Source organism: Paenibacillus sp. EKM301P (genome assembly GCF_011800295.1).
Lineage (GTDB): Bacteria > Bacillota > Bacilli > Paenibacillales > Paenibacillaceae > Paenibacillus > Paenibacillus polymyxa.
Genome location: NZ_JAALFM010000005.1, coordinates 226,405 through 247,124, shown reverse-complemented (window position 1 = coordinate 247,124; position 20,720 = coordinate 226,405). Strand labels below are relative to the sequence as shown.

General features: G+C 46.8%; 19 protein-coding genes and 1 riboswitch. Of the genes, 13 read left to right on the top strand and 6 right to left on the bottom strand.

Annotated features, from left to right (window positions below; translation table 11 throughout):
- The first annotated feature begins 4 nt into the window (after positions 1-4).
- The gene (trxA, locus tag HFD99_RS15060) at positions 5-322 is read left to right on the top strand and encodes a thioredoxin (protein ID WP_010347861.1); all 318 of its coding nucleotides are present in this window, start codon (positions 5-7) and stop codon (positions 320-322) included.
- A gap of 159 nt (positions 323-481) precedes the next feature.
- Positions 482-2,584, top strand: coding sequence for an excinuclease ABC subunit UvrC (gene uvrC / locus HFD99_RS15055; RefSeq protein ID WP_123797609.1), 2,103 nt, complete (start codon positions 482-484; stop codon positions 2,582-2,584).
- Here the strand turns inward: uvrC and HFD99_RS15050 are convergent.
- Positions 2,553-4,283, bottom strand: a complete 1,731-nt coding sequence (locus tag HFD99_RS15050) for a CPBP family intramembrane glutamic endopeptidase (RefSeq protein ID WP_107734715.1) — start codon at positions 4,281-4,283, stop codon at positions 2,553-2,555. The genes uvrC and HFD99_RS15050 overlap by 32 nt on opposite strands.
- 261 nt (positions 4,284-4,544) lie before the next feature.
- A riboswitch (cyclic di-AMP (ydaO/yuaA leader) is annotated at positions 4,545-4,697 on the top strand.
- A gap of 399 nt (positions 4,698-5,096) precedes the next feature.
- Between HFD99_RS15050 and HFD99_RS15045 the strand changes: the two genes are divergently transcribed.
- Complete coding sequence (locus HFD99_RS15045; protein WP_016820036.1) at positions 5,097-6,437, top strand: TrkH family potassium uptake protein; 1,341 nt, start codon at positions 5,097-5,099, stop codon at positions 6,435-6,437.
- 18 nt (positions 6,438-6,455) lie between these two features.
- The gene (locus HFD99_RS15040) at positions 6,456-7,133 is read left to right on the top strand and encodes a potassium channel family protein (protein WP_013372875.1); all 678 of its coding nucleotides are present in this window, start codon (positions 6,456-6,458) and stop codon (positions 7,131-7,133) included.
- Between the two features lie 5 nt (positions 7,134-7,138).
- On the opposite strand, the gene HFD99_RS15035 is transcribed toward HFD99_RS15040, so the two are convergent.
- On the bottom strand, positions 7,139-8,044 hold the full coding sequence (locus tag HFD99_RS15035; protein WP_016820037.1) for a LysR family transcriptional regulator: 906 nt from the start codon (positions 8,042-8,044) through the stop codon (positions 7,139-7,141).
- 226 nt (positions 8,045-8,270) lie between these two features.
- Here HFD99_RS15035 and HFD99_RS15030 point away from each other — a divergent pair, with 226 nt between their 5' ends.
- From HFD99_RS15030 to HFD99_RS15000, 7 genes are all read left to right on the top strand, one after another.
- Positions 8,271-8,945: a succinate dehydrogenase cytochrome b558 subunit gene (locus HFD99_RS15030; protein WP_016820038.1), complete on the top strand. Its 675-nt coding sequence runs from the start codon at positions 8,271-8,273 to the stop codon at positions 8,943-8,945.
- A gap of 93 nt (positions 8,946-9,038) precedes the next feature.
- Positions 9,039-10,784, top strand: coding sequence for a succinate dehydrogenase flavoprotein subunit (gene sdhA, locus HFD99_RS15025; RefSeq protein WP_016820039.1), 1,746 nt, complete (start codon positions 9,039-9,041; stop codon positions 10,782-10,784).
- 19 nt (positions 10,785-10,803) lie between these two features.
- A complete protein-coding gene (gene sdhB / locus HFD99_RS15020; protein WP_013372870.1) occupies positions 10,804-11,571 on the top strand; it encodes a succinate dehydrogenase iron-sulfur subunit in 768 nt (255 codons plus the stop codon).
- Between the two features lie 169 nt (positions 11,572-11,740).
- Positions 11,741-12,550, top strand: coding sequence for an aminoglycoside N(3)-acetyltransferase (locus HFD99_RS15015; protein WP_123797608.1), 810 nt, complete (start codon positions 11,741-11,743; stop codon positions 12,548-12,550).
- Positions 12,551-12,617: 67 nt separating this feature from the next.
- Positions 12,618-13,562, top strand: a complete 945-nt coding sequence (locus HFD99_RS15010) for a metallophosphoesterase (RefSeq protein ID WP_031462156.1) — start codon at positions 12,618-12,620, stop codon at positions 13,560-13,562.
- A gap of 106 nt (positions 13,563-13,668) precedes the next feature.
- On the top strand, positions 13,669-14,409 hold the full coding sequence (locus HFD99_RS15005; protein WP_123797607.1) for a metallophosphoesterase family protein: 741 nt from the start codon (positions 13,669-13,671) through the stop codon (positions 14,407-14,409).
- A 52-nt stretch (positions 14,410-14,461) separates the two neighbouring features.
- Positions 14,462-15,070, top strand: coding sequence for a GNAT family N-acetyltransferase (locus tag HFD99_RS15000; RefSeq protein WP_031462155.1), 609 nt, complete (start codon positions 14,462-14,464; stop codon positions 15,068-15,070).
- 312 nt (positions 15,071-15,382) lie between these two features.
- Here the strand turns inward: HFD99_RS15000 and HFD99_RS14995 are convergent, their stop codons facing one another.
- Positions 15,383-16,270, bottom strand: a complete 888-nt coding sequence (locus tag HFD99_RS14995; RefSeq protein ID WP_123797606.1) for an NAD-dependent epimerase/dehydratase family protein — start codon at positions 16,268-16,270, stop codon at positions 15,383-15,385.
- Between the two features lie 97 nt (positions 16,271-16,367).
- On the opposite strand from HFD99_RS14995, the gene HFD99_RS14990 reads away from it, so the two are divergent.
- Complete coding sequence (locus tag HFD99_RS14990; RefSeq protein ID WP_185094045.1) at positions 16,368-17,123, top strand: alpha/beta fold hydrolase; 756 nt, start codon at positions 16,368-16,370, stop codon at positions 17,121-17,123.
- A 6-nt stretch (positions 17,124-17,129) separates the two neighbouring features.
- Here the strand turns inward: HFD99_RS14990 and HFD99_RS14985 are convergent, their stop codons facing one another.
- From HFD99_RS14985 to HFD99_RS14975, 3 genes are all read right to left on the bottom strand, one after another.
- Positions 17,130-17,870, bottom strand: coding sequence for a GTP pyrophosphokinase (locus HFD99_RS14985; protein ID WP_016820046.1), 741 nt, complete (start codon positions 17,868-17,870; stop codon positions 17,130-17,132).
- Positions 17,871-18,057: 187 nt separating this feature from the next.
- A complete protein-coding gene (locus tag HFD99_RS14980; protein ID WP_017427306.1) occupies positions 18,058-18,867 on the bottom strand; it encodes a histidinol-phosphatase in 810 nt (269 codons plus the stop codon).
- 60 nt (positions 18,868-18,927) lie between these two features.
- Positions 18,928-19,830 (bottom strand): LysR family transcriptional regulator, encoded by a 903-nt coding sequence (locus HFD99_RS14975; protein ID WP_016820048.1) that lies wholly within the window; start codon positions 19,828-19,830, stop codon positions 18,928-18,930.
- A 425-nt stretch (positions 19,831-20,255) separates the two neighbouring features.
- Between HFD99_RS14975 and HFD99_RS14970 the strand changes: the two genes are divergently transcribed.
- Positions 20,256-20,714, top strand: coding sequence for a chemotaxis protein CheX (locus tag HFD99_RS14970; protein WP_025365744.1), 459 nt, complete (start codon positions 20,256-20,258; stop codon positions 20,712-20,714).
- The last annotated feature ends 6 nt before the right edge of the window (positions 20,715-20,720 follow it).

Below are 20,720 nucleotides of genomic sequence, written 5' to 3'. Positions count from 1 at the left end.
TACAATGGCAATTGTTAACGTGTCCGATCAATCCTTCAACGCAGAAGTCGAAGGCACAGGAACCGTTTTGGTTGATTTTTGGGCGCCATGGTGCGGTCCTTGCAAAATGATCGCTCCAATTCTGGAGGATCTGTCTACAGAAGTTGGCGATAGTGTCAAAATCGCGAAGGTGAACGTGGATGAAAATCCAGAGTCTGCTTCTCGTTTCGGCGTGATGAGTATTCCTACCCTAATCGTCTTCAAAGACGGACAGCCTGTTGATAAAGTGGTAGGTTTGAACTCCAAAGAAGCATTGAAAAGCATGCTTACTAAACACCAATAATCATGGAATGTGACCCATGCTCCTGCGGGGGCTTGGTGGAGCGCCATGAACAGTCAATGCCTCCGGTTATATATACCGGGGGCGTTTTTGTGCATTATTCCTATATAATATAAGTAGTAAGTTGAGCAGTCATTAAGAATGGAAGGAGGAACCGGGCGAATGAAATCCTATGCGGAGGACTTGCAGAACCAGGAGAAGGCGCTGGAGAACATACGGCACAAATTAGCATTGCTGCCGGATGCATCAGGCTGTTACCTGATGAAGAACAGCGAAGGCACCATCATTTATGTCGGCAAGGCCAAAGTGTTGAAAAACCGGGTCCGTTCCTATTTTACAGGTAGCCATAACGGCAAGACGCAGCGACTGGTTGCTGATATTCGTGATTTTGAATATATCGTTACAAGCAGCAATATGGAGGCGCTCATTCTGGAGTGCAACCTTATTAAAAAGCACCAACCACGTTATAACGTACTGTTGAAGGATGATAAAACCTTTCCGTACTTGAAAATTACGAACGAGGCACACCCCAAGCTGGAGGTAACCCGTCGCGTTCTGAAAGATAAAGCGAAATATTTTGGACCGTACCCCAATTCCTACGCGGCACATCAGACGAAAAAGCTGCTGGATCGTATGTATCCGTTACGCAAGTGCGGTGTGATGCCAAAAGAAGTGTGTCTGTATTATCACATGCATCAATGCTTGGGACCTTGTGTAAAAGAGGTCGAGAAGGAAACATATGATCAGATCAGTCAGGAGATCGGTTCCTTTTTGAGCGGGGGACATGAGGAAATTAAAAAGGATCTCCAGCGTAAAATGCAGGAGGCCGCAGAGGAATTGTACTTTGAGCGTGCCAAGGAGCTGCGCGATCAGATTATAAGCATCGACGCGATGATGGAAAAGCAGAAAATCACCACATCTGATGCGAAGGACCGAGATGTATTCGGCTTTTCGGTAGATAAGGGCTGGATGTGTGTACAGATTTTATATGTCCGCAAGGGTAAAATGATCGAGCGCCATATGTCGACTTTTCCTTTCTACGGTGAAGCTTACAGTGATTTTATGTCCTATGTGACGCAATATTACAGTGACAATCCGGCAGTGCCGCAGGAAATATTGTTGCCGGAGTCTCCTAAGCTGATAAAGGCAAAATCGGCTGATGTCGATCAACCGATTGCAGCAGAAACTGAACTTTACAGTGCGATCACAGCTGAGACTGCCAGCATTACAGATGAGGAAGCAGTGCAAACGGAGTCAGACCGTTCTGCTGACCCACTGCGGGTAGCCGAAGCAAGAGCAGCTTATGCAGAAGGAACGATTCAAGACCCAGTTGGTGACCAAGCAGCCGGGGAAAAAGAACCCGAAACAGAAACAGAAACAGAAACTCAACTATCCGGTGGATTAGAGGACCCAACGACGGCAGCTCTCGCTTTGGCTGAATGGCTGGATGTAAAGGTACTTGTGCCGCAGCGCGGGCTGAAAAAGCAAATGACGGGGATGGCGACGGAAAATGCACGTGTTGCTTTGGATGAAAAGTTTAAACTGATCGAGCGGGATGAGGAACGGACCTCCAAAGCTGCAAGCAATCTGGGACGTGCCATTGGGCTGGATAGTCTGCATCGGGTAGAGGCGTTCGATAATTCCAACATTCAGGGTTCCGATCCAGTGTCGGCCATGATCGTCTTTATTGACGGTAAGCCTGCCAAAAAAGAGTATCGAAAATACAAGATCCGTTCTGTGCAGGGACCAGATGATTATGAAACGATGCGTGAGGTTATTCGGCGCCGATATGAACGTGTACTGAAGGAAAATCTAGAGCGTCCCGATTTGATCATTGTCGATGGCGGGCGTGGACAAATTAAAGCGGCAACCGATGTATTGGAAAATGAGTTGGGCTTGTTTATTCCTGTGTGTGGTTTGGTGAAAGATGCCAAACACAGAACTTCCCAATTACTGATGGGGGATACATTTGAGGCCGTAACACTTGCACGCAACAGCGAGGAATTTTATCTGCTGCAACGGATTCAGGATGAGGTTCACCGTTTTGCCATTACGTTCCACCGCGAGCAGCGCGGCAAATCTATGGTAACTTCCCAGTTGGACTCCATTCCAGGCATCGGCGAGAAACGGCGTAAGTTGCTGCTCAAGCATTTTGGATCGCTCAAAAAAATAAGAGAGGCCAGCGTCGAAGACTTCCGGCCTCTCTCTATTGGGGATAAACTTGCTCGTCAGATTATAGCTGCCCTTCGGGAGGAGGAGTCGTAGAATACGGCTCCTCTTTTTTCACGGGTTCAAACATGATTCGATTAGGTTTTTTAGGACTAAACCAGTAAATGATGTAGCCTACAATAGCCGGAAGTAAGATCCAGAATAGACCTGCGCTCACATTCACGGTGTCTCCCAAACTGATCACACTAAGTCCCATTAATATGCTGTCAAAAATAACGTGGCTGAACATGGCAGCGATAAAGCCGTAACGCAGGAACACGAAGCTAAACAGCAAACCAAGAAAAGTCAGCTCAATAGGTCTTGAAATCACTGGATAGATTGGATAAAGCGTATGTCCCAGTGCCCAAATAAGCGTAGTGATCAGACAAGCAACAAACGTATTTTTGACTATTTTTTTTACCATCGGAATACCAAATAGACGGTAAACAGTCTCTTCTCCAATACCTGCCATCCAGGCCATAATCGGTAGTAGCCATGGATAAGCCATATTGTAAGGGGATTGCGTGGCGTCTGTAGTGGAGAACGTATTAAATGTACGCTCCAGTACAAAGAACAAAATGGATTGTACGCCGAGTAAAATGAAGGCCCACAAGTAACCGACATACATACTGCGAAGCACATACAGCCCGTAGCCGGGCTCTTTGGCCCGTGGCCATGCATTGAGTCCAACCTGACGCATAAGGCCGTCACCACCAACCAAGGAGAAGTAGAGAGCTACAGCCATGAAGAAGGTAACACCGACCTGGAATACCATAAGAAATATAAGCATGCCCTTACTGCCTGCTTCAGCCTGTAATAAAGGCAGCATGTTCATGGTCCCAGCTATACTAGCAATAAAATAAACAATGGACAGAACAATACCGCGTACAAATGAAGTATGTCGTCGGGTGAGTGACGCATACACAATGGCAAGTACACCCAGGACAAAGCTAAATAGGGCATAACCCGCATAAGTCATCCAATTCGCCCAGTATGTTTGATTTTTAACATAGTCGGTATAAGACGAAGGGGCTGAAAAGCTTTGGGTAAATGAGCGAACATCCCCATCTTCAAAGGTAAAAGCCAGCGTAAGGACCGAGGCGCCGATTTTCTTTTCGTCCACGGTATATTTTAATCCACCTTCCCCCTCAGTGGTCGCAAGCTTCAATTCCGATGGCTTAAAGCCAAAGCGTTTGATCCATTTTGCTGCAGCCTGTTCCTTGGCTTCAAGCGTCATGTCGCCCTCAGCTATACGTACAAGCTTGCTTCGTGCTTGTTCATCTGTAGAAACATCAGCCTGTGTGTAATTGGTGCTGGAGGTGATCCGCTTAAAGCTAACGACCTTCCCAGTGGATAAATCCACATGAATTTGCAGCTTGCCCTTCGCTGAGGAGTCAGGCAAATCAACCCGAAAGGTTTCATAAGGATAATTTTTTTTCCATGTACGATCGTACGCTTGAAGCAGTTTTTCTCTGGATAAATAACCGTACAAATCTGTTTCAGCCTGATAGGTCACGACAGGCTTCTCTGGCTGTGATTCCGTATAGCCCAGCTCGGAACGGGCAAAGTCCAAGGCGTGTACGATCGCTTCTTGTTTGCTGATGACCTTTGCATTCATCAATGATTCCGGACTTGGATTGCTAAGCGAGGGAATAAGCAATTGAAAGATAAAAAAGCAAATCAGGCCAACCCCGCCCAGCAAGCCTAATTTTTTGAAGTTGGCCGTGAGCACGACCGGTTTCCCGATAGGATTCATGAGTTTCCTCCTTAATCTGTAAATAAGAACATCCATTAAAGATATCATACTGCACAGGTTCCCGCCAACAGACCAGCGATATTCATGAAAACAGAGTGAAAGCACTTTAAAGTTTTAATAAAATTAGATAAGCTGTGATTAAGCGATGCCCAATCGCAAATTAAAGCCAATTTCACGTTTTTTCGGCGAAATCGGTTTTGTGATCTGGATAGAGAAGGATTATAATCTTGAGGCAATGCCTATGAAATATATGGGTAATGACATACATTTAAGCCGAATTTCTGTGAGAAAACGGGGGAACCATGTTACTGGGGTGAATTTTACAGCCGATCCTGATGGACCGGAAGTGTAAATAGGGCATACTGTGCTGCCCGAATCCGTCAGCTAACCTCGTAGGCTGTGGGCAGGAACCAAGTCAGGCACTCGGTTTTCCGGTGTCTTTTTTTGTGTGTATAAGTGTGAATAAAAGTTTGCTGAGTTAAGGACGCTGCGCGTTCCATTTGATCTTCCAATCGCTGTTGCCACTGAATTTTTTTGATTTTCTAGACCTTGATAAGGGTAAAATTCAGAGTCAAAGGCGAGCGCTATCGCTTCTCCAGATTCAAATGGACCGCTTCGCTGCTGCCCGCCTTAAAGTCATCAAACGTTCCATGAGGTAGTTACGTATAAAGTGTAGTGAGTATTGAAAGGCAAAAGTATCCCGCTTTGCGGATACTTTTCTGATTTATAAAAGAAACTGAAAAGAATTGGTGATTTTATGAGCTGAGCGATCTCCATGCTCATAGTTCACCAAGGAGGAGAAGTGATGAATAAATGAATCCCAATGCAAGCTGGCTTCGGCTTTCTCCACCGCAAATATTCGTTGCAGGCTTTGCCATTATCATTCTAATAGGTAGTTTATTGTTAATGCTGCCCATTTCTAATACAACAGGAAAACCACTTGCGTTTATAGACGCTTTGTTTACTGCCGCTTCCGCGACCTGTGTAACTGGGCTTGTCGTTAAGGATACAGGGCTCTTTTTTACAACCTTTGGTCAAATTGTCATCGTTGCGCTGATTCAGATTGGCGGACTTGGCTTTATGACTATGGCTACCTTGATCGCGTTGGTGTTCAAGCGTCGGATTTCCTTGCGGGAGCGCCTTATTTTGCAAGAAGCGATGAATCAGACCTCTGTCGAAGGAATTGTCGGATTGATCCGCAAGGTGCTATGGTACTCGCTGATGATTGAGGGCGTATGTGCAGCTATTTTTTCGATTCGCTGGTCATTTGATATGCCTGTAGGCAGGGCGATTTATTTTGGAATCTGGCATGCCATTTCCATGTTTAATAACGCTGGTTTTGATTTGTTCGGTGAATTTCGCAGCCTGACAGGTTATGTATATGATCCGATTGTTAATTTTACAGCCATGTTTCTCATTATTTCGGGTGGTATTGGTTTTGTAGTGATGTCTGACCTGGCAGATTATCGCAAGCGTAAGAGACTGTCCTTGCATACCAAGGTGGTACTCAGCATGACAGCTGCTCTGATTGTCGTCGGGACGCTTGTCATTTTTGTATTTGAGTTTACGAATCCGAAGACGCTTGGCTCGCTTGATTGGGGTGGTAAACTGCTGGGTTCTTTATTCCAGTCCGTTACCCCTCGCACCGCAGGTGCCAACACGCTGGACATTGCAGGCTTGCGGCAGGCTACGCAGTTTTTTATCATCATACTCATGTTTATTGGGGCTTCGCCTGGCTCCACTGGAGGCGGGATTAAGACCACTACATTTGCTCTGCTCATTGGAGCGGTGTTTTCGATGCTGCGGGGACGGGAAGACATTGTGCTGTTCCGGTACCGACTTGCGCAGGCACGCATTTATAAGGCTTTGACTATTACCTTGCTGGGGTTGCTGTTCGTGATTGGGGTGACGATGATTCTGTCCGCAACCGAAGATCATCATTTTCTGATGATCTTGTTCGAGACGGTGTCTGCCTTTGGTACGGTAGGACTGTCCATGGGGCTTACACCTGATTTGACAGTTGTAGGCAAGCTGGTGATTACTCTGACGATGTTTGCAGGCAGGCTGGGTCCACTCACGCTAGCTTATGCACTGGGACCGAAAAAGGGTAAGGAATTGTATCGTCATCCAGAAGGTAAAATAATTATAGGGTAAGGGAGTTTTCGAGTAGATATGAAAACGCAGCAGTTTGTAGTCATTGGCTTGGGACGGTTTGGCTCAAGCCTGGCTTTGCAATTGGTGGATATGGGGTGCGAGGTGCTGGGCATTGATCGGAATGAGGATGTTGTGGACAGTATGAGTGAGATTCTGACACATACTGTCGTGGCAGACGCTACAGATGAGGATGCGTTGCGGTCACTCGGCATACGTAATTTCGATTGCGGCATTGTTGCGATTGGTGATGATATTCAGGTAAGCATCCTGACCGCCATTTTGCTGAAGGAGCTGGGTGTGAGAAAAGTCGTAGCCAAAGCCATATCTGTGCTGCATGGGCGTGCGTTAGAGAAGCTTGGGGTGGACCGAGTCATTTATCCGGAACGGGATATGGGTATTCGAGTAGCGCATCAGCTGGTCACGCCTAATCTGCTCGATTATTTGGAGCTGTCCAAGGAATACAGCATTGTAGAACTTAATGTGCCTGCATGTCTGAATGGCAAAACGTTGGCAGAATTAAATGCGCGCACCCGCTTTGGTTGCAGCATCGTGGCGCTTCATACGGCGAATGGTATCTTGATCGCACCGACAGCTATGGATCGGCTGAAAGCAGACGATATTATGGTCATTATCGGCTCCAATGATAATATCGGCCGCTTTGAGGATGAGGTCGTTAATGTCAATGAAGAGGGTTAAATCCTCTATACCATACGGTAGCCTGCAAACGATGCACGTGTCTCGCTAATCCAGCGTCGTGCTGTTGGGCCGAGATCGGCCGTTTCTGAGTAGATGAGGGAGGTCGTTCGGCGTGTCTCCTTCAAATCAGGCAAGTACAATGCAGTAAGTCCATTATCTCGCAGCAGTTCGCTGCGCAAATAGGATTTGGGCAGCAAAGCGGATGCCTTGCAGGTGGGAAGCAGGCGTACAATCGCCTCGAAGGAGTCGATTTCCATGCGGATATCCGGCATAATGCCGCTACGCTGGAACAAGTCATCCGTCAGACTGCGGTACCAGGTTCCTTTGGAGAAAATAATCATCGGCAATCCTTGCAAGTCCTTCATTGAAGCCGTTCCTGTCTTGACAGTTAATTCATGTCCGATGGGGACGACTAGCTCCAAATGATCGTCAAATAACGGAATGCAACGCAGTCCAGCTTCATGAATGGCAGACCCGACAACGCCGGCGTCTGCTTTTTTGTCGCGTACAAAGGCAACGATTTCATGCGTCTTGCCGGTGAGCAGCTTTAGCTCAGTCTGAGGATGCTTGCTCATGAAAGCTTCGACGAGAGTAGGTAGCGTCGTTTGGAGTGTCGTAAGACTTGCGCCCAGTGTAAGCATGCTCTGGGCTTCATTTTTGTGCTGGGACAGCTTTTGTAAGAAGCGAAGCTGACGTTGCCGTTGCTCCAGCGCGAAAGTATATACAAATCGGCCAGTCGATGTAATTTCGAGCCGTTTGCCCCGACGATCAAAGAGATGGACACCCAGCTCTTCCTCCAGCTTGGCAATTTTGCGGGACAGGGCGGGTTGGGACAAATTCAGCAGTTTGGAGGCTTTATTCAGGCTGGACTGCTCGACAATGACGGCAAAAGCGTTCAAATCCTCAAACAAATCTTCCACTTCCTCTCTATATGCAAAAAAGACATAATAATTAATACGTATATTGCAATTCCATTATAAGCCGAAAAGGAGTAACATGAAAGCGACACAAGATGTTCACACTTTTGTTTTTCCTTATAAGGGACACCTTGTTGAACATTCCCTGTCGGGAACTGTCATTTTATATGTTATATTACTATTGAAAACGCTATTATTGGGAGAAGGGAGCATGACCTAGATGAGAGGATTTTATTCCAGAAAGCTGCATTCGCTTCTTGGCGTCATTCCATTGGCTCTATTTTTTGTTGAGCATTTGGTGACGAACTTCACAGCGGTGGAGGGCGGCAAGGAAGGTTTTAATCGCAGCGTGGCCTTCCTGAATGGTTTGCCGCTGGTTATTGTGTTAGAAACGTTATTCATCTACTTGCCATTACTGTTCCACGGAATCTATGGCTTGTATATCGCTTATCAGGCTGACCCGAATGTCAAAAGGTTTGGCTATTCGCGTAACTGGCGCTTTTTGTTCCAGCGTATTTCCGGCGTCATTACGTTTGTATTTATTATCTGGCACGTATACGACACACGCTTTCAGGTGGCCCTGGGTAATGTAACTCATGAGGAGCTAGGCGGCGTAATGCATGGTATAGTGACGAACCCAGTCTATTTTATTTTGTATTTAATCAGTGTCGTTTCGGCATCATTTCACTTTGCTAATGGACTGTGGGCATTTATGGTCAGTTGGGGGATTACCGTGGGACCACGTGCCCAAAAAGTATCTTCCTATATCTGTATGACCCTGTTCGTGGTGGTGTCGATCGGCTTCGTTGCTTCCCTGCTTGCATTTCGCAGCGCGGAATTCCAGGAAACGGCAACAGCCTTGGTGCAATGCAGCGCCTTTAAACAGCTACTGTAAACGAGTTATTTAAATAATACATCGTGTTGAGATTCTATTCTGATTTGTAAAAGGGGATTTAGTACAAATCCTGAAAAGAAGGAGTGAGCAGAAATGGCAGCATCCAACATTATTGTCGTGGGCGGCGGTCTGGCAGGTCTAATGGCTACGATCAAGGCGGCAGAAGCGGGAGTCCACGTTCATCTATTTTCTTTGGTTCCGGTCAAAAGATCCCACTCCGTTTGTGCGCAGGGCGGCATTAACGGTGCGGTAAATACCAAAGGTGAGGGAGACTCACCCTGGATTCACTTTGATGATTCAGTCTATGGCGGTGACTTTCTGGCCAACCAGCCGCCGGTAAAAGCGATGTGCGAAGCGGCTCCGGGAATTATCCATCTCATGGACCGCATGGGTGTTATGTTCAATCGGACACCAGAAGGACTGCTAGATTTCCGCCGCTTTGGCGGTACCCAGCATCATCGGACAGCCTTCGCTGGCGCGACGACAGGACAGCAACTCCTGTATGCTCTCGATGAGCAGGTACGGCGCTGGGAATCTGCTGGTTTGGTGACCAAGTACGAGAACTGGGAGTTTTTACAGGCTGTACTGGATGATGAAGGCATCTGCCGAGGGATTTGCGGGCAAGATTTGCGTACGATGGAAGTGAAGACTTTTGCAGCGGACGCCGTTATTTTGGCATCCGGTGGTCCCGGAATTATTTTCGGTAAAACCACAAATTCCGTTATTAATACCGGTACAGCTGCCGGTGCAGTGTATCAGCAAGGCGTTCGCTACGCGAACGGTGAATTTATACAGATTCATCCAACGGCTATACCCGGTGACGATAAGCTGCGTCTCATGTCCGAGTCGGCACGGGGAGAGGGCGGTCGCATTTGGACATATAAAGACGGGAAGCCATGGTATTTCCTTGAAGAAAAATATCCGGCTTATGGAAATCTGGTCCCTCGCGACATTGCGACACGTGAAATATTCAGCGTATGTGTTGATGATGGACTGGGTATTAATGGCGAGAACATGGTCTATCTGGATTTGTCCCACAAGGACCCAAAAGAGCTGGATGTAAAGCTGGGCGGCATTATTGAAATTTATGAAAAATTCGTCGGCGACGATCCGCGTAAAATCCCAATGAAAATATTCCCGGCTGTTCATTATTCAATGGGCGGCATGTGGGTCGATTATAATCAGATGACAAATATACCGGGTCTGTTCGCAGCTGGTGAATGTGAATTCCAGTATCACGGAGCGAACCGCTTGGGTGCAAACTCGTTGCTGTCGGCCATTTATGGTGGAATGGTGGCTGGACCAAAGGCTGTGGAATATATCAAGGGCTTGAAAAAGTCTGCCCAGGATGTAGCTTCTTCGGTATTTGATGCGGCAGTCCATCAGCAGACTGAGAAATACGAGCATATTTTGCACATGGATGGAAAAGAAAATGCCTATGTTCTTCATAAAGAGCTGGGTGAGTGGATGACGAACAATATGACCGTGGTTCGTTATAATGACAAGTTGGAAGCTACGATTCACAAGATCAAGGAGCTGAAGGAGCGTTACTCGAACATTAACATTAATGACGCTTCGCGCTGGAATAATGCGGGTGCTGCGTTTACACGGCAGTTGTGGAACATGATGGAGCTGGCTGAAGCGATGACCAAAGGGGCGCTGCTGCGCAACGAAAGTCGCGGGGCCCATTACAAGCCGGATTTCCCGGACCGCAACGATGAAGATTATTTGAAAACGACGATTGCAGATTGGACACCGGAAGGACCACAAATTTCGTATGAAGAGGTCGACGTTTCACTGATCAAGCCGCGTGTTCGAGATTATTCCAAGAGCAAATAACAGAAGGGAGTGTATTTAGATGTCGGAGCAAGCAGTGAAGTCGAATAAAACAGTGAAGTTTGTGGTTACTCGTCAGGATGAGCCTAATGCTAGTTCCTATACGGAAGAATTCGAACTGGCCTACAGACCGGGAATGAACGTGATCAGCGCGCTGATGGAAATTCAGCGTAACCCGGTAGACAGCCAAGGTAAAGAGACGGCTCCGGTGTGCTGGGAGTCGAACTGCCTGGAGGAAGTATGTGGAGCTTGCTCCATGGTGATTAACGGCAAACCGCGTCAGGCGTGTGCGGCGCTTGTCGATAAGCTGGAGCAGCCGATTACGATTGCGCCGATGAGCACATTCCCGGTAGTACGGGATTTGGTCATTGACCGCAGCCGGATGTTTAACGCGCTCAAGAAGGTCAAAGCGTGGATTCCGATTGATGGTACCTACGATCTGGGGCCGGGTCCTAGAATGGCAGAGAAAAAGCGTCAGTGGGCGTATGAGCTGTCCAAGTGCATGACCTGTGGTGTCTGTCTGGAAGCATGCCCGAACGTCAATGAGAAGACGACGTTCATCGGACCTGCGGCGATATCTCAGGTTCGCCTGTTTAACAGCCATCCGACAGGGGAAATGAATCAGGAGGAGCGCCTGGATGCATTGATGACGGACGACGGGCTGGAGGGCTGTGGTAATTCGCAAAACTGCGTACGCTCTTGCCCGAAAGGCATTCCATTGACAACTTCCATTGCCGAAATGAACAAGCAAACGACCAAGCATATGTTCAAGCGCTGGCTGACTGTGTAGCAGAGCCAGCCCACAGGTTGTACTCAAACAGGCTTCTTCCCAAACCGGAGAAAGCCTGTTTTTTTGCGCTCAGGAATGATGGAGGGTAACATGGAGGAAGGAGCGAGGGACTGCACTATGGTATAATTAGAGTATTGTGTATCGTTTTGGAGAAAAGGAGGCTGGACAGGTGACTGTGCAACCGATAACGAATCGACCTGTCACGCGGTCGGATGTAATGAAAGGATTAAGGGAACTGGGAGTTCGGAGCAGCATGACATTGCTTGTTCACTCGTCGATGCGCAGCTTTGGACGCTTTGTTCCAGGCGGGGCCTCCACCATTCTTGCCGCATTAACCGAAGCGATTGGCCGGGAAGGAACGCTGGTGATGCCAACACAGTCACACGACTTGACAGATCCGTCCACCTGGATGAACCCGCCTCTGGATGAGTCATGGTGGGAACTGGTCCGCGAGGAAATGCCCGCTTATGATCCGGCCTGGACGCTGACCGGAGGGATGGGCGTCATCGTAGAAACGTTCCGTGGCCTGCCGGGAACAGTGCGCAGCGGGCATCCGCACGTTTCTCTGGCGGGGCGTGGACCTGCTGTTTTAGGCTTGCTGGAAGCGCATGAGCTTGATTTTGGGCTGGGTGAGCATTCGCCCTTGGCAAAGCTGTATGAGGCAGATGCCTATGTACTGTTGCTGGGCTGCGGACATGACAGCAACACCTCCTTACATTTGGCAGAATATCGAACAGCCTATAATGGACGTGAAGTTGTCACGCATCAAGCCCCTATGATGGTGGATGGGATCAAAGCGTGGGTGTCTTTTCAGGATTATAATATTACCTCGGATGATTTTGAGCAGCTGGGACTTGATTTTGAGCGGGAATGTCCCACATCCTTTACGCGGGTGAACATTGGAGAGGCTTCATGTTTTTTCGCAAGGCAACGGGATTTGGTTGACTATGCAGAGCAGTGGTTATCCACTCATCGCTAGAGCTTCTGGACAGTAGGGAAATCTGAGAAATGAGATAGAAAGGACAGAACGCAAGGGGGAACGCATAATGAAGAAGACGCCGCAAATCCGCCGCGAGAGTCAGGATGGCCTATATCAGGAGGCCGCTATCCCTCCCGGTTCTTCGCGGCGTTCCTTATCGAATGAGCCAGCTAATCCTTCTCGCCGCCGTTTTTTGAAAAAAGCGGCTTTGGCCACTGCAGGAACTGCACTTCTGGCTGGAGGATATGCTTCCTTATGGGAGCCTAATCATTTGGAGATTACACGCTTCAACTTGTCTCTCCCTCGTCTTCCGTCTGCATTTGACGGAATTAGGGTGGTGCATTTCAGTGATGTGCACCTAGGGTTTCACATGGATGAGCAGGATCTGAGCGAGCTTGCGGACCGGATAGCAGGCCTGGAGCCGGATTTGCTCTGTTTTACAGGAGATATTGTAGATGATTATTCCGTATCTATGAAGGCTGCTGTTCCAGTTATGGATTCCATGCACGCTACCCTTGGTAAGTTTGCTATTCTGGGCAATCATGATTATAGAGGCTTGCCAGCCGGCGTTCAGGAGCTATATCCCAAAACCGGGTTTACGCTGCTGAGAAACGAGCATACGGTTATAGAGCGCGCGGGACAGCGTGTGGCCATTGTCGGTTTAGAGGATAACATCATGGGCAAGCCCAATCCGCAGCGTGCTATCCACGGACTGCCTGATGAGATGTGCAAGCTGCTGCTGATGCATGAGCCGGACTATGCAGATGTGGCGGCACAAATGTCCTTTGATCTTCAATTGTCAGGACATACACATGGGGGACAGGTACGTTTGCCGGTCATTGGAGCACCGATGCCGCCCCCAGGTGGACGCAAGTACATTCAGGGATTGTTTCATGTGGGAACGGATAGAATGCCACTGTATGTCAGCCGCGGCATTGGTATGACACATTTGCCGATACGGGTGCTGTGCAGACCGGAGCTTAGTGTCATTACGTTAAAATCTGGCCAATAGGCCATGATCTTTTTTTCATCTTCATCATATATGTTGGAACTACATAATGTTGGCTTGAATGTAGTGTAGAGATGTAGTCGTTTCGGGACAAAGGAGTGAGATTCAGATGGATCGTGTTGCTGTCATTTCAGATATTCATGGCAATTGGCCTGCTTGTGAGGCGGTGCTGGAGGATATTGCTTCCCGAGGCATTAGCCGTGTGTTTTGTTTGGGGGATCTGATCGGCAAAGGGCCTAGCCCGTGCGAGGTGCTGGATGCTATCCGCCAACATTGTGAAGTCGTCGTTCGAGGCAATTGGGATGAGTTGGTTAGCATAACGGATGATCTCAATTTTAGCTGGCAAGCCGAACGTTTGGGTGCAGAGCGAGTACAGTATTTGGCACAGTTACCGTTTCATTATGATTTCAGAATGAGCGGACGCCGTATCCGCTTGGTGCATGCCTCGCCGCAAAGCGTGTATCACCGTGTGCAGCCATGGGATGAGCCGGCCAAAAGGCTTGCCATGTTTGATCCACTAGCAGAGGAAAGTGGAAAAGTACCTTTTGCTCCAGAGGTCGTGGGATATGGTGATGTGCATAATGCTTTTATCCAGCATTTTCAGGAAAAAACACTTTTTAACGTTGGGAGTGTCGGGAATCCGTTGGATATCACCCAGGCTTCCTACTGCATTTTAGAGGGGCAATGGGGAGAGGAGCAGCTCACGCCTTTTTCCATTCAGTTTGTACGTGTACCCTATGATATAGAATTGGCAGTAAAACAAGCAGAGGAGGCAGATGTGCCTTCTTTGGCATATTATATTCGAGAGCTGCGTACCGGAATTTACCGGGGAATTCAGGACCTGGATTAAGTATAGAAATATGCATGGCTAAAAGCAGAATCCATCCGCAGGAGGGAACATTGTGCTGACCAGAGAAATGCTTCGTCTCGGATTGCCGGAGCTTTACACTCGCCGAGTCCGATTGCGCCAGCTCAGAGCGGAGGATTATCCTGCGCTGGAGCGGATCTTATCCGATCCATTGGTAATCCAATATGTGAATCGAATTCGCAAGCCAGTCTATGCAAGAATGAGGCGCCTGGTTGCGCAAATTAAAATATCTGCTGACTCCCTGGATTCCCTGCATTTCGCAGTGGAATGGCATCGGAAAAATACAGGAGAAAGCAATCTGCATGAGGAATTCAACGAACGATCCTCCTCACCGTTGCTCGGTATCGTTTCTTTTCAGCAATGGAATGAAAGAAGGGGCGAGGCACAACTGGGCTATATTCTGGATCGGCCTTTTTGGGGACAGGGACTGGCTACAGAAGTTGTGGGAGAAATGCTGAAATTTGGTTTCGAATCTTTGAAGCTCCAGCGGATCGAAAGCCGTTGCCAAGAGAATAACCAGGCTTCTATGCGTGTGCTTATGAAAAATAAGATGCGCCTGCTGCGCACCATTGGTGCCTATGATCCCTCAGGAGAGGTGCCGAGTGTATTGGTATTTTCAATGACCCAAGGGGATTATGCCTAGAAATGACATTGGAATATTTTGTTACAAAGATGAAATATAACTGCAAAGCAACTCTAACACAGGACGGGTACAATACAGACATGACCCCCTTTTGAATAATATATGTTGCTGGGACCCGATCATTCGGGTCCTCTTTTTTTGGTTCTTTAACTCGGGATAATATGGATTGGACAGATCCTGTCTATGTTTCATTTTGTTACAAAAATGAAATATAACTGCAAAACTACTTTAATATAGACTGGGTACAACATAGACATGACCCCCTTTGAATCATATATATTGCTGGGACCCGAAGCTTCGGGTCCTCTTTTTTTATGATTCATAGGTACGGTTCAGGCTGATTACCAGCTCTGGTAACCATTCGTTTAGGGAGAGGAATGAGTATCCCTCTAACTGGGCATTGGATGTATCCATGTACCAAGACTGTGTAATACCGAATGGAGACATATGCTCGTCTGCTGTTTTTTCTTGGATCACAGCTTGTTTTCCCGTGACCTGCTCGATAATGGAAATGATATCTCCAATCCTTACTGTACCGTCGGAGCAAGCATTTACAGGGCCTGTTAAATGAGCAGACCCAAGCCAAAGCAGAAAATCTGCAGCTTCATCGGAACGAATAAATGAGATATGGGCTGCGGGATTAGGTACTCCAATTTCTTGGCCTGCACGAACATGTTCAATATGAAAATGAAGTCTTTTCGTATAATCATCTGTTCCCAATACAATCGGAAAACGAACAGCCACTACAGGGAACGTAGCTTGCTGCGTAAAAACTGCTTCAGCCTGCCGCTTAGCCTCTTGATATGTAAAATCGTCCTTTCCGCCCTGGCGAACTGGATAAGCCTGAGGATCGAAGATATTCTCTGTCACCGCTTCCGGGCTTGGATCATAGACAGATAGGCTTGAGGTCATAATATACCTTTTGGCTTTAGCATCAAAAATACGACAGGCTTCGCTGGCTTCATCTGGGGAATAGCAAATATTATCATAAACAACGTCCCACACTTGCTCACCTACCGCCTCTGCGAGCGCTTGCGGGTCCGTACGGTCTGCACAGATCCGTTGAACACGGTCACCAAACGAATCGTTTGTGTGGCCCCGCGTGAGAATAGTAATGGAGTTCTCGGAACTGTCCAGCAGACGTTCCACCAGTCTCTTGCCGAAAAAGCGCGTTCCTCCCAAAACAAGTACCTTTTTCATACTTACATCACTCCTCATGGAATGGTTTTCATTTATATTAAGATAGACGGACTAAGGAATGTAAAAGATACAGGACGCAATAAAAAAGGGAGATCACATGCCATACGTAAAAACTCGGGATTTAGAAATGTATTACGAAAAAATGGGTGTAGGAGACCCCGTCATATTTTTGCACAGTCATTATTCAAGGGGAATCCTGGCTTTTTCATCTCAATTACTTGATTTTCAGCAAAAGTATACATGTTATTTTCCAGACCATAGGGGACATGGCAGAACGAAATGTGATAGCCTGGAATGGAGTACCCCTCAACTCGCAGAAGATGTGCTTGATTTTATGCAGGCGTTACATATTTCTAAAGCTCATCTTATTGGGTACAGCTGCGGAGGCAATGTGGCTTTATACTGTGCGGTGAAGCACCCTCAAATGTTCGCAACCGTTACCACCATTGGGTGTAGTGGAGTCGCATGTCCTGAGGGGGCAGATGAGTTTGAGCCGGAGTGGCTCATTAAGAACGAACGCTATGAAATGATCCATCAAATGATGGAACGCCATGAGGAAGCACATCAAGGTAATTGGCAGGAATTTATGCGTCAGAGCGCTCAGGATTGGCGCCAATATCCGCAATTGACACGTAATGAGTTAAGCCGCATTACGTGCCCTGCATTATTTATCGCCGGTGAACATGACGACTTTGCCACAGAAGAGCAGCTTCAGGAATTATGCTCATGCGTCCAAGATTCACGTTATCGAGTTGCTCTGGGTTGTAGTCATCGACCGCATATGCTTAGAGAGCAGCCCATCTTAATCAATGATTCTATTCTTCAATTTTTGAATAATCATGCTATTAGTTGATTCAAATTATTCCCCTAGAAGCTTCAAAAAATTGGCTGGTACCGTAATCTGCTGATTATTAATCATAATCTTTCGAAGCTCTTCCATAGAGTCTTCTTCACCTCTGGCATCTTTAATCTCCTTGATTTCACGATGCAGACGTTCCATTTGCAGATCCAGCGCATTAGCGGAATCCGCTGCGTTCTTTAATTCACGTGTCAGACTCTCGGGAACAGACTGGTTGTATTTATAAAAGATCTTATGCTCCAGGCTTGCCCAAAAATCCATCGCAATGGTTCGAATCTGCACCTCTACGCAGACTAGTTCCTCACAGTCCGACATGAATACAGGAACTTGAATCAGCAAATGCAGGCTTTGATAACCGTTCGGCTTGGGATTCTTGATGTAATCCTTGATTTCCAGCACCTTGAGGTCACTCTGTCTCTGAAGCATGTTACTGACATCATAAATGTCAGAAATAAAAGAGCAAGTAATACGCAAGCCCGCGATATCCTTGATAGAATCTTTGATAGCATCCAGCGATAACTCGCTATTTTTACGAAGCATTTTGTTCATGATGCTCTCAGGAGATTTAAGGCGTGATTTGGTATGCTCAATAGGGCTGTAATCGTGCAACGCTTGAAATTCCTGTTTTAATATTTCAATCTTGGTTTCCATTTCGTCGAGCGCAAACTTATAGATGAGCATAAAGCGCGTGATGTCATGCTTTAGCTTTTTGAGCTTGTCCATAGGATCTTCCAATTGCATATGTAATTCTCCTCACACAAGATGTTGTTTATTAAAAATAATGGAGCTGTACGGTTTAAGGCGATTGGTAGCAGAGCGAGGATTTGAATCTGGAGAAGCGTAGTGTTCGCCTTTGCAATGGGATTATTACTCTATAAAGAAATACCTAAGCATCCCATTGCATCAGCGATCCCACCTTTCATGCCTTTTAAAGCGCCACAGGAATTTTACGTTTTTCTTTAAAATAAACCCATTCCCGGAAGCCGATATCCTTCAGCATCGCTTTTACGTCTTCCCAATCGTCGCCTACCCGCGAAGGCTTATGGGCATCCGAACCAAAAGTAACCTCCACACCAAAATGGTGCGCTCTTTCTAAAATAGAAGCAGACGGGTACCATCCGCCACTCAGCTTGGTTTTACCTGAAGTGTTAATTTCAATCGCCACATTGGATGCTGCAATCACTTGCAAGGTTTCGTCAATGGCTTCATCGGCAGGAATGTCTGAAAAGGCAGGGAAATTCCCCTTCATGGCGTCAATATGACCTAAAATCTGAAACATGCCGCTTCGGGCAGATTGCTGGATGAGCGCATAGTAGGCTTGTTTGACCTCGACTTTGCGAGCATCACTTAGTTTTTTCCAACGGTTGCGGTTAAAAATGCTGTCCCCTTCAACATTGTGAATCGACCCGATAAGGTAATCAAATGGATAAGGAGCCAAAGTAGAACGATACAATTCAGCAAAATCAGGGAAATAATCCGTTTCCAATCCAAGAAGCACGTCAATACGACCCTCATATTCCTTCTTAAGCTCCTGCACCTCTTTTACATATTCAGCAAGCTCTGACTTGGCCATATAAATTTTAGGAAAAGCCTGATCCTTTTCGCTACATAGGAAGGGGGAATGGTCGGAAATACCAATAGCTTGTAAGCCTGATTGAATACCTGCTTCGATGTAATCCCGAATGTTGCCGTCTGCATGACCGCAGCGGAAATGATGGGTGTGCAGATCAAATTTCATGGACTGTCTTCCTTTCGTAACCAAGGTTTATATTGTGTATGTTGTTCATAGCGAATTACGTTATTCAGAACTGGTGAAATTCGTCTCCGGCATCCCCTTCAGATCGCTTAAAAATTGCTGCATTGCTGAGTTTAGATAGCGGCCGGATTTATAAATCACCCCTACCGGATGACTAACTTCCAGCTCGGGAATATGGATCATTTTTAATGTGCCTGTACGCAGTTCAGAAGTGACTGACAATCTGGAAATGATGGCAGCCCCGAGATTGATTTCAACCATCCGTTTGACTTCCTCACTGCTGGACAACTCGATCACAACATGGGGAACGATTTGGTGCTTTTTAAAAACATCGTCCACGAATTTCCGTCCTACCGTATCGGGAGAGAGCAGAATGAGCGGAATTTCCCGAAGGGCTTCAATGGTAGCATGTGGTTGCGAGGCCAGCGGATGAGTAGGAGACACGACAAGTTCAAAGGAATCATAGTACAGAACTGAAGTGCTTAAATTGGGATTACGTTCGATCAGATAACCGATACCAACATCAATAAGTCCGTTCTCCACCTGCTGATAGATCATCGAGGAAGCCATCGATTGAATGGAGGTTTTGATGAGAGGGAACTGATCCTGAAAGTAGGAGAGCACACGCGGTAAAATTTGAATGGCGATGGATGTTGTGGTACCCAGTGCAATGTGACCCTGCGGTGTTTCGTTTAAGTCGTACAATCTCTGTCTTAATTCCTCAACTACCTCTAATATGCGCTCGGCGTGTTCCAAAAAAACAACTCCCCGGTCGGTCAGGGTGACGGGCTGGTTGCGGTCAATCAGAATGGTTTTGAACTCATCCTCCAGACTTTTGATTTGGGCGGACACTGCCGGCTGCGTCAAATTGAGAAGTTCTCCGGCTTTACGGAAGCTCATCGTTTTGGAAATCATGATAAGCGTTTCAAGTTGACTGATGTTCATGAAGTTCCTCCTCTCTTTTCTTTAGCTTGTCGCAGCTGTATAGACTGAGTTTAGCCAATCTACTTGTTTATATGTAAAACCATCGTTATGCTTTATTTCATTAGATTATAGGTTATTCGAGCAGGAAGGGCAATGAATCGAAGCAGTACATCGTAAAGTGTGGTATATTGGGAAATAAAGACTAAAGTCCTGATATACTTTAAAATTAACCTGTCTAAATTCGGCATGGAGTAAGGATATAGGACATTATTCACATTTTTTGTGCTTTAGCTATAAAAAATTGCCGGACTGCTGTCGATAAGTGATAGAGAGAGCATTTTATTGCAGGTTGAGTCGTTATACAGCATTATTTGAATAAAAAACTCAAATTAAAATGGGACTTTTGTTGTGTGTCTAAAAGCCCATCGTAAAGGGGCGCAATGATCGTGAAGGCAGAAGTGATAAATCCTTTTTTGGAGTCGGCGAGACGGGTCATTGAACAATTGATCCAAGTATCTCCTTTACCCGGAAATCTCGGTGTGAAAAATGTCGAGCTGGTGGACGACCATATCTGGATTATGATCGGGATGACTGGACAGCTTAGCGGAAATATTGTGTTCGGCCTGAATGAACAGGTGGCGCTACGTATGGTATCGGCGATGATGGGCGGATTTGTGTTGACTGAAATTGATGAGATGGGAAAAAGCGCAATTTCGGAATTGGGCAATATGATTAGTGGCAATGCCAGTACAATTTTGTCCAGTCAAGGAATTGTCGTGGATATCACCCCTCCGCAGGTCATGAAATCAGAAAACTTGACCACTTTTGTGCCTCAGCGTGCCCTTTGTATTCCGCTTTCGGTGGAAGGAATCGGTGAGCTGGATATTCAGGTGATGATCTCTTAATATTAA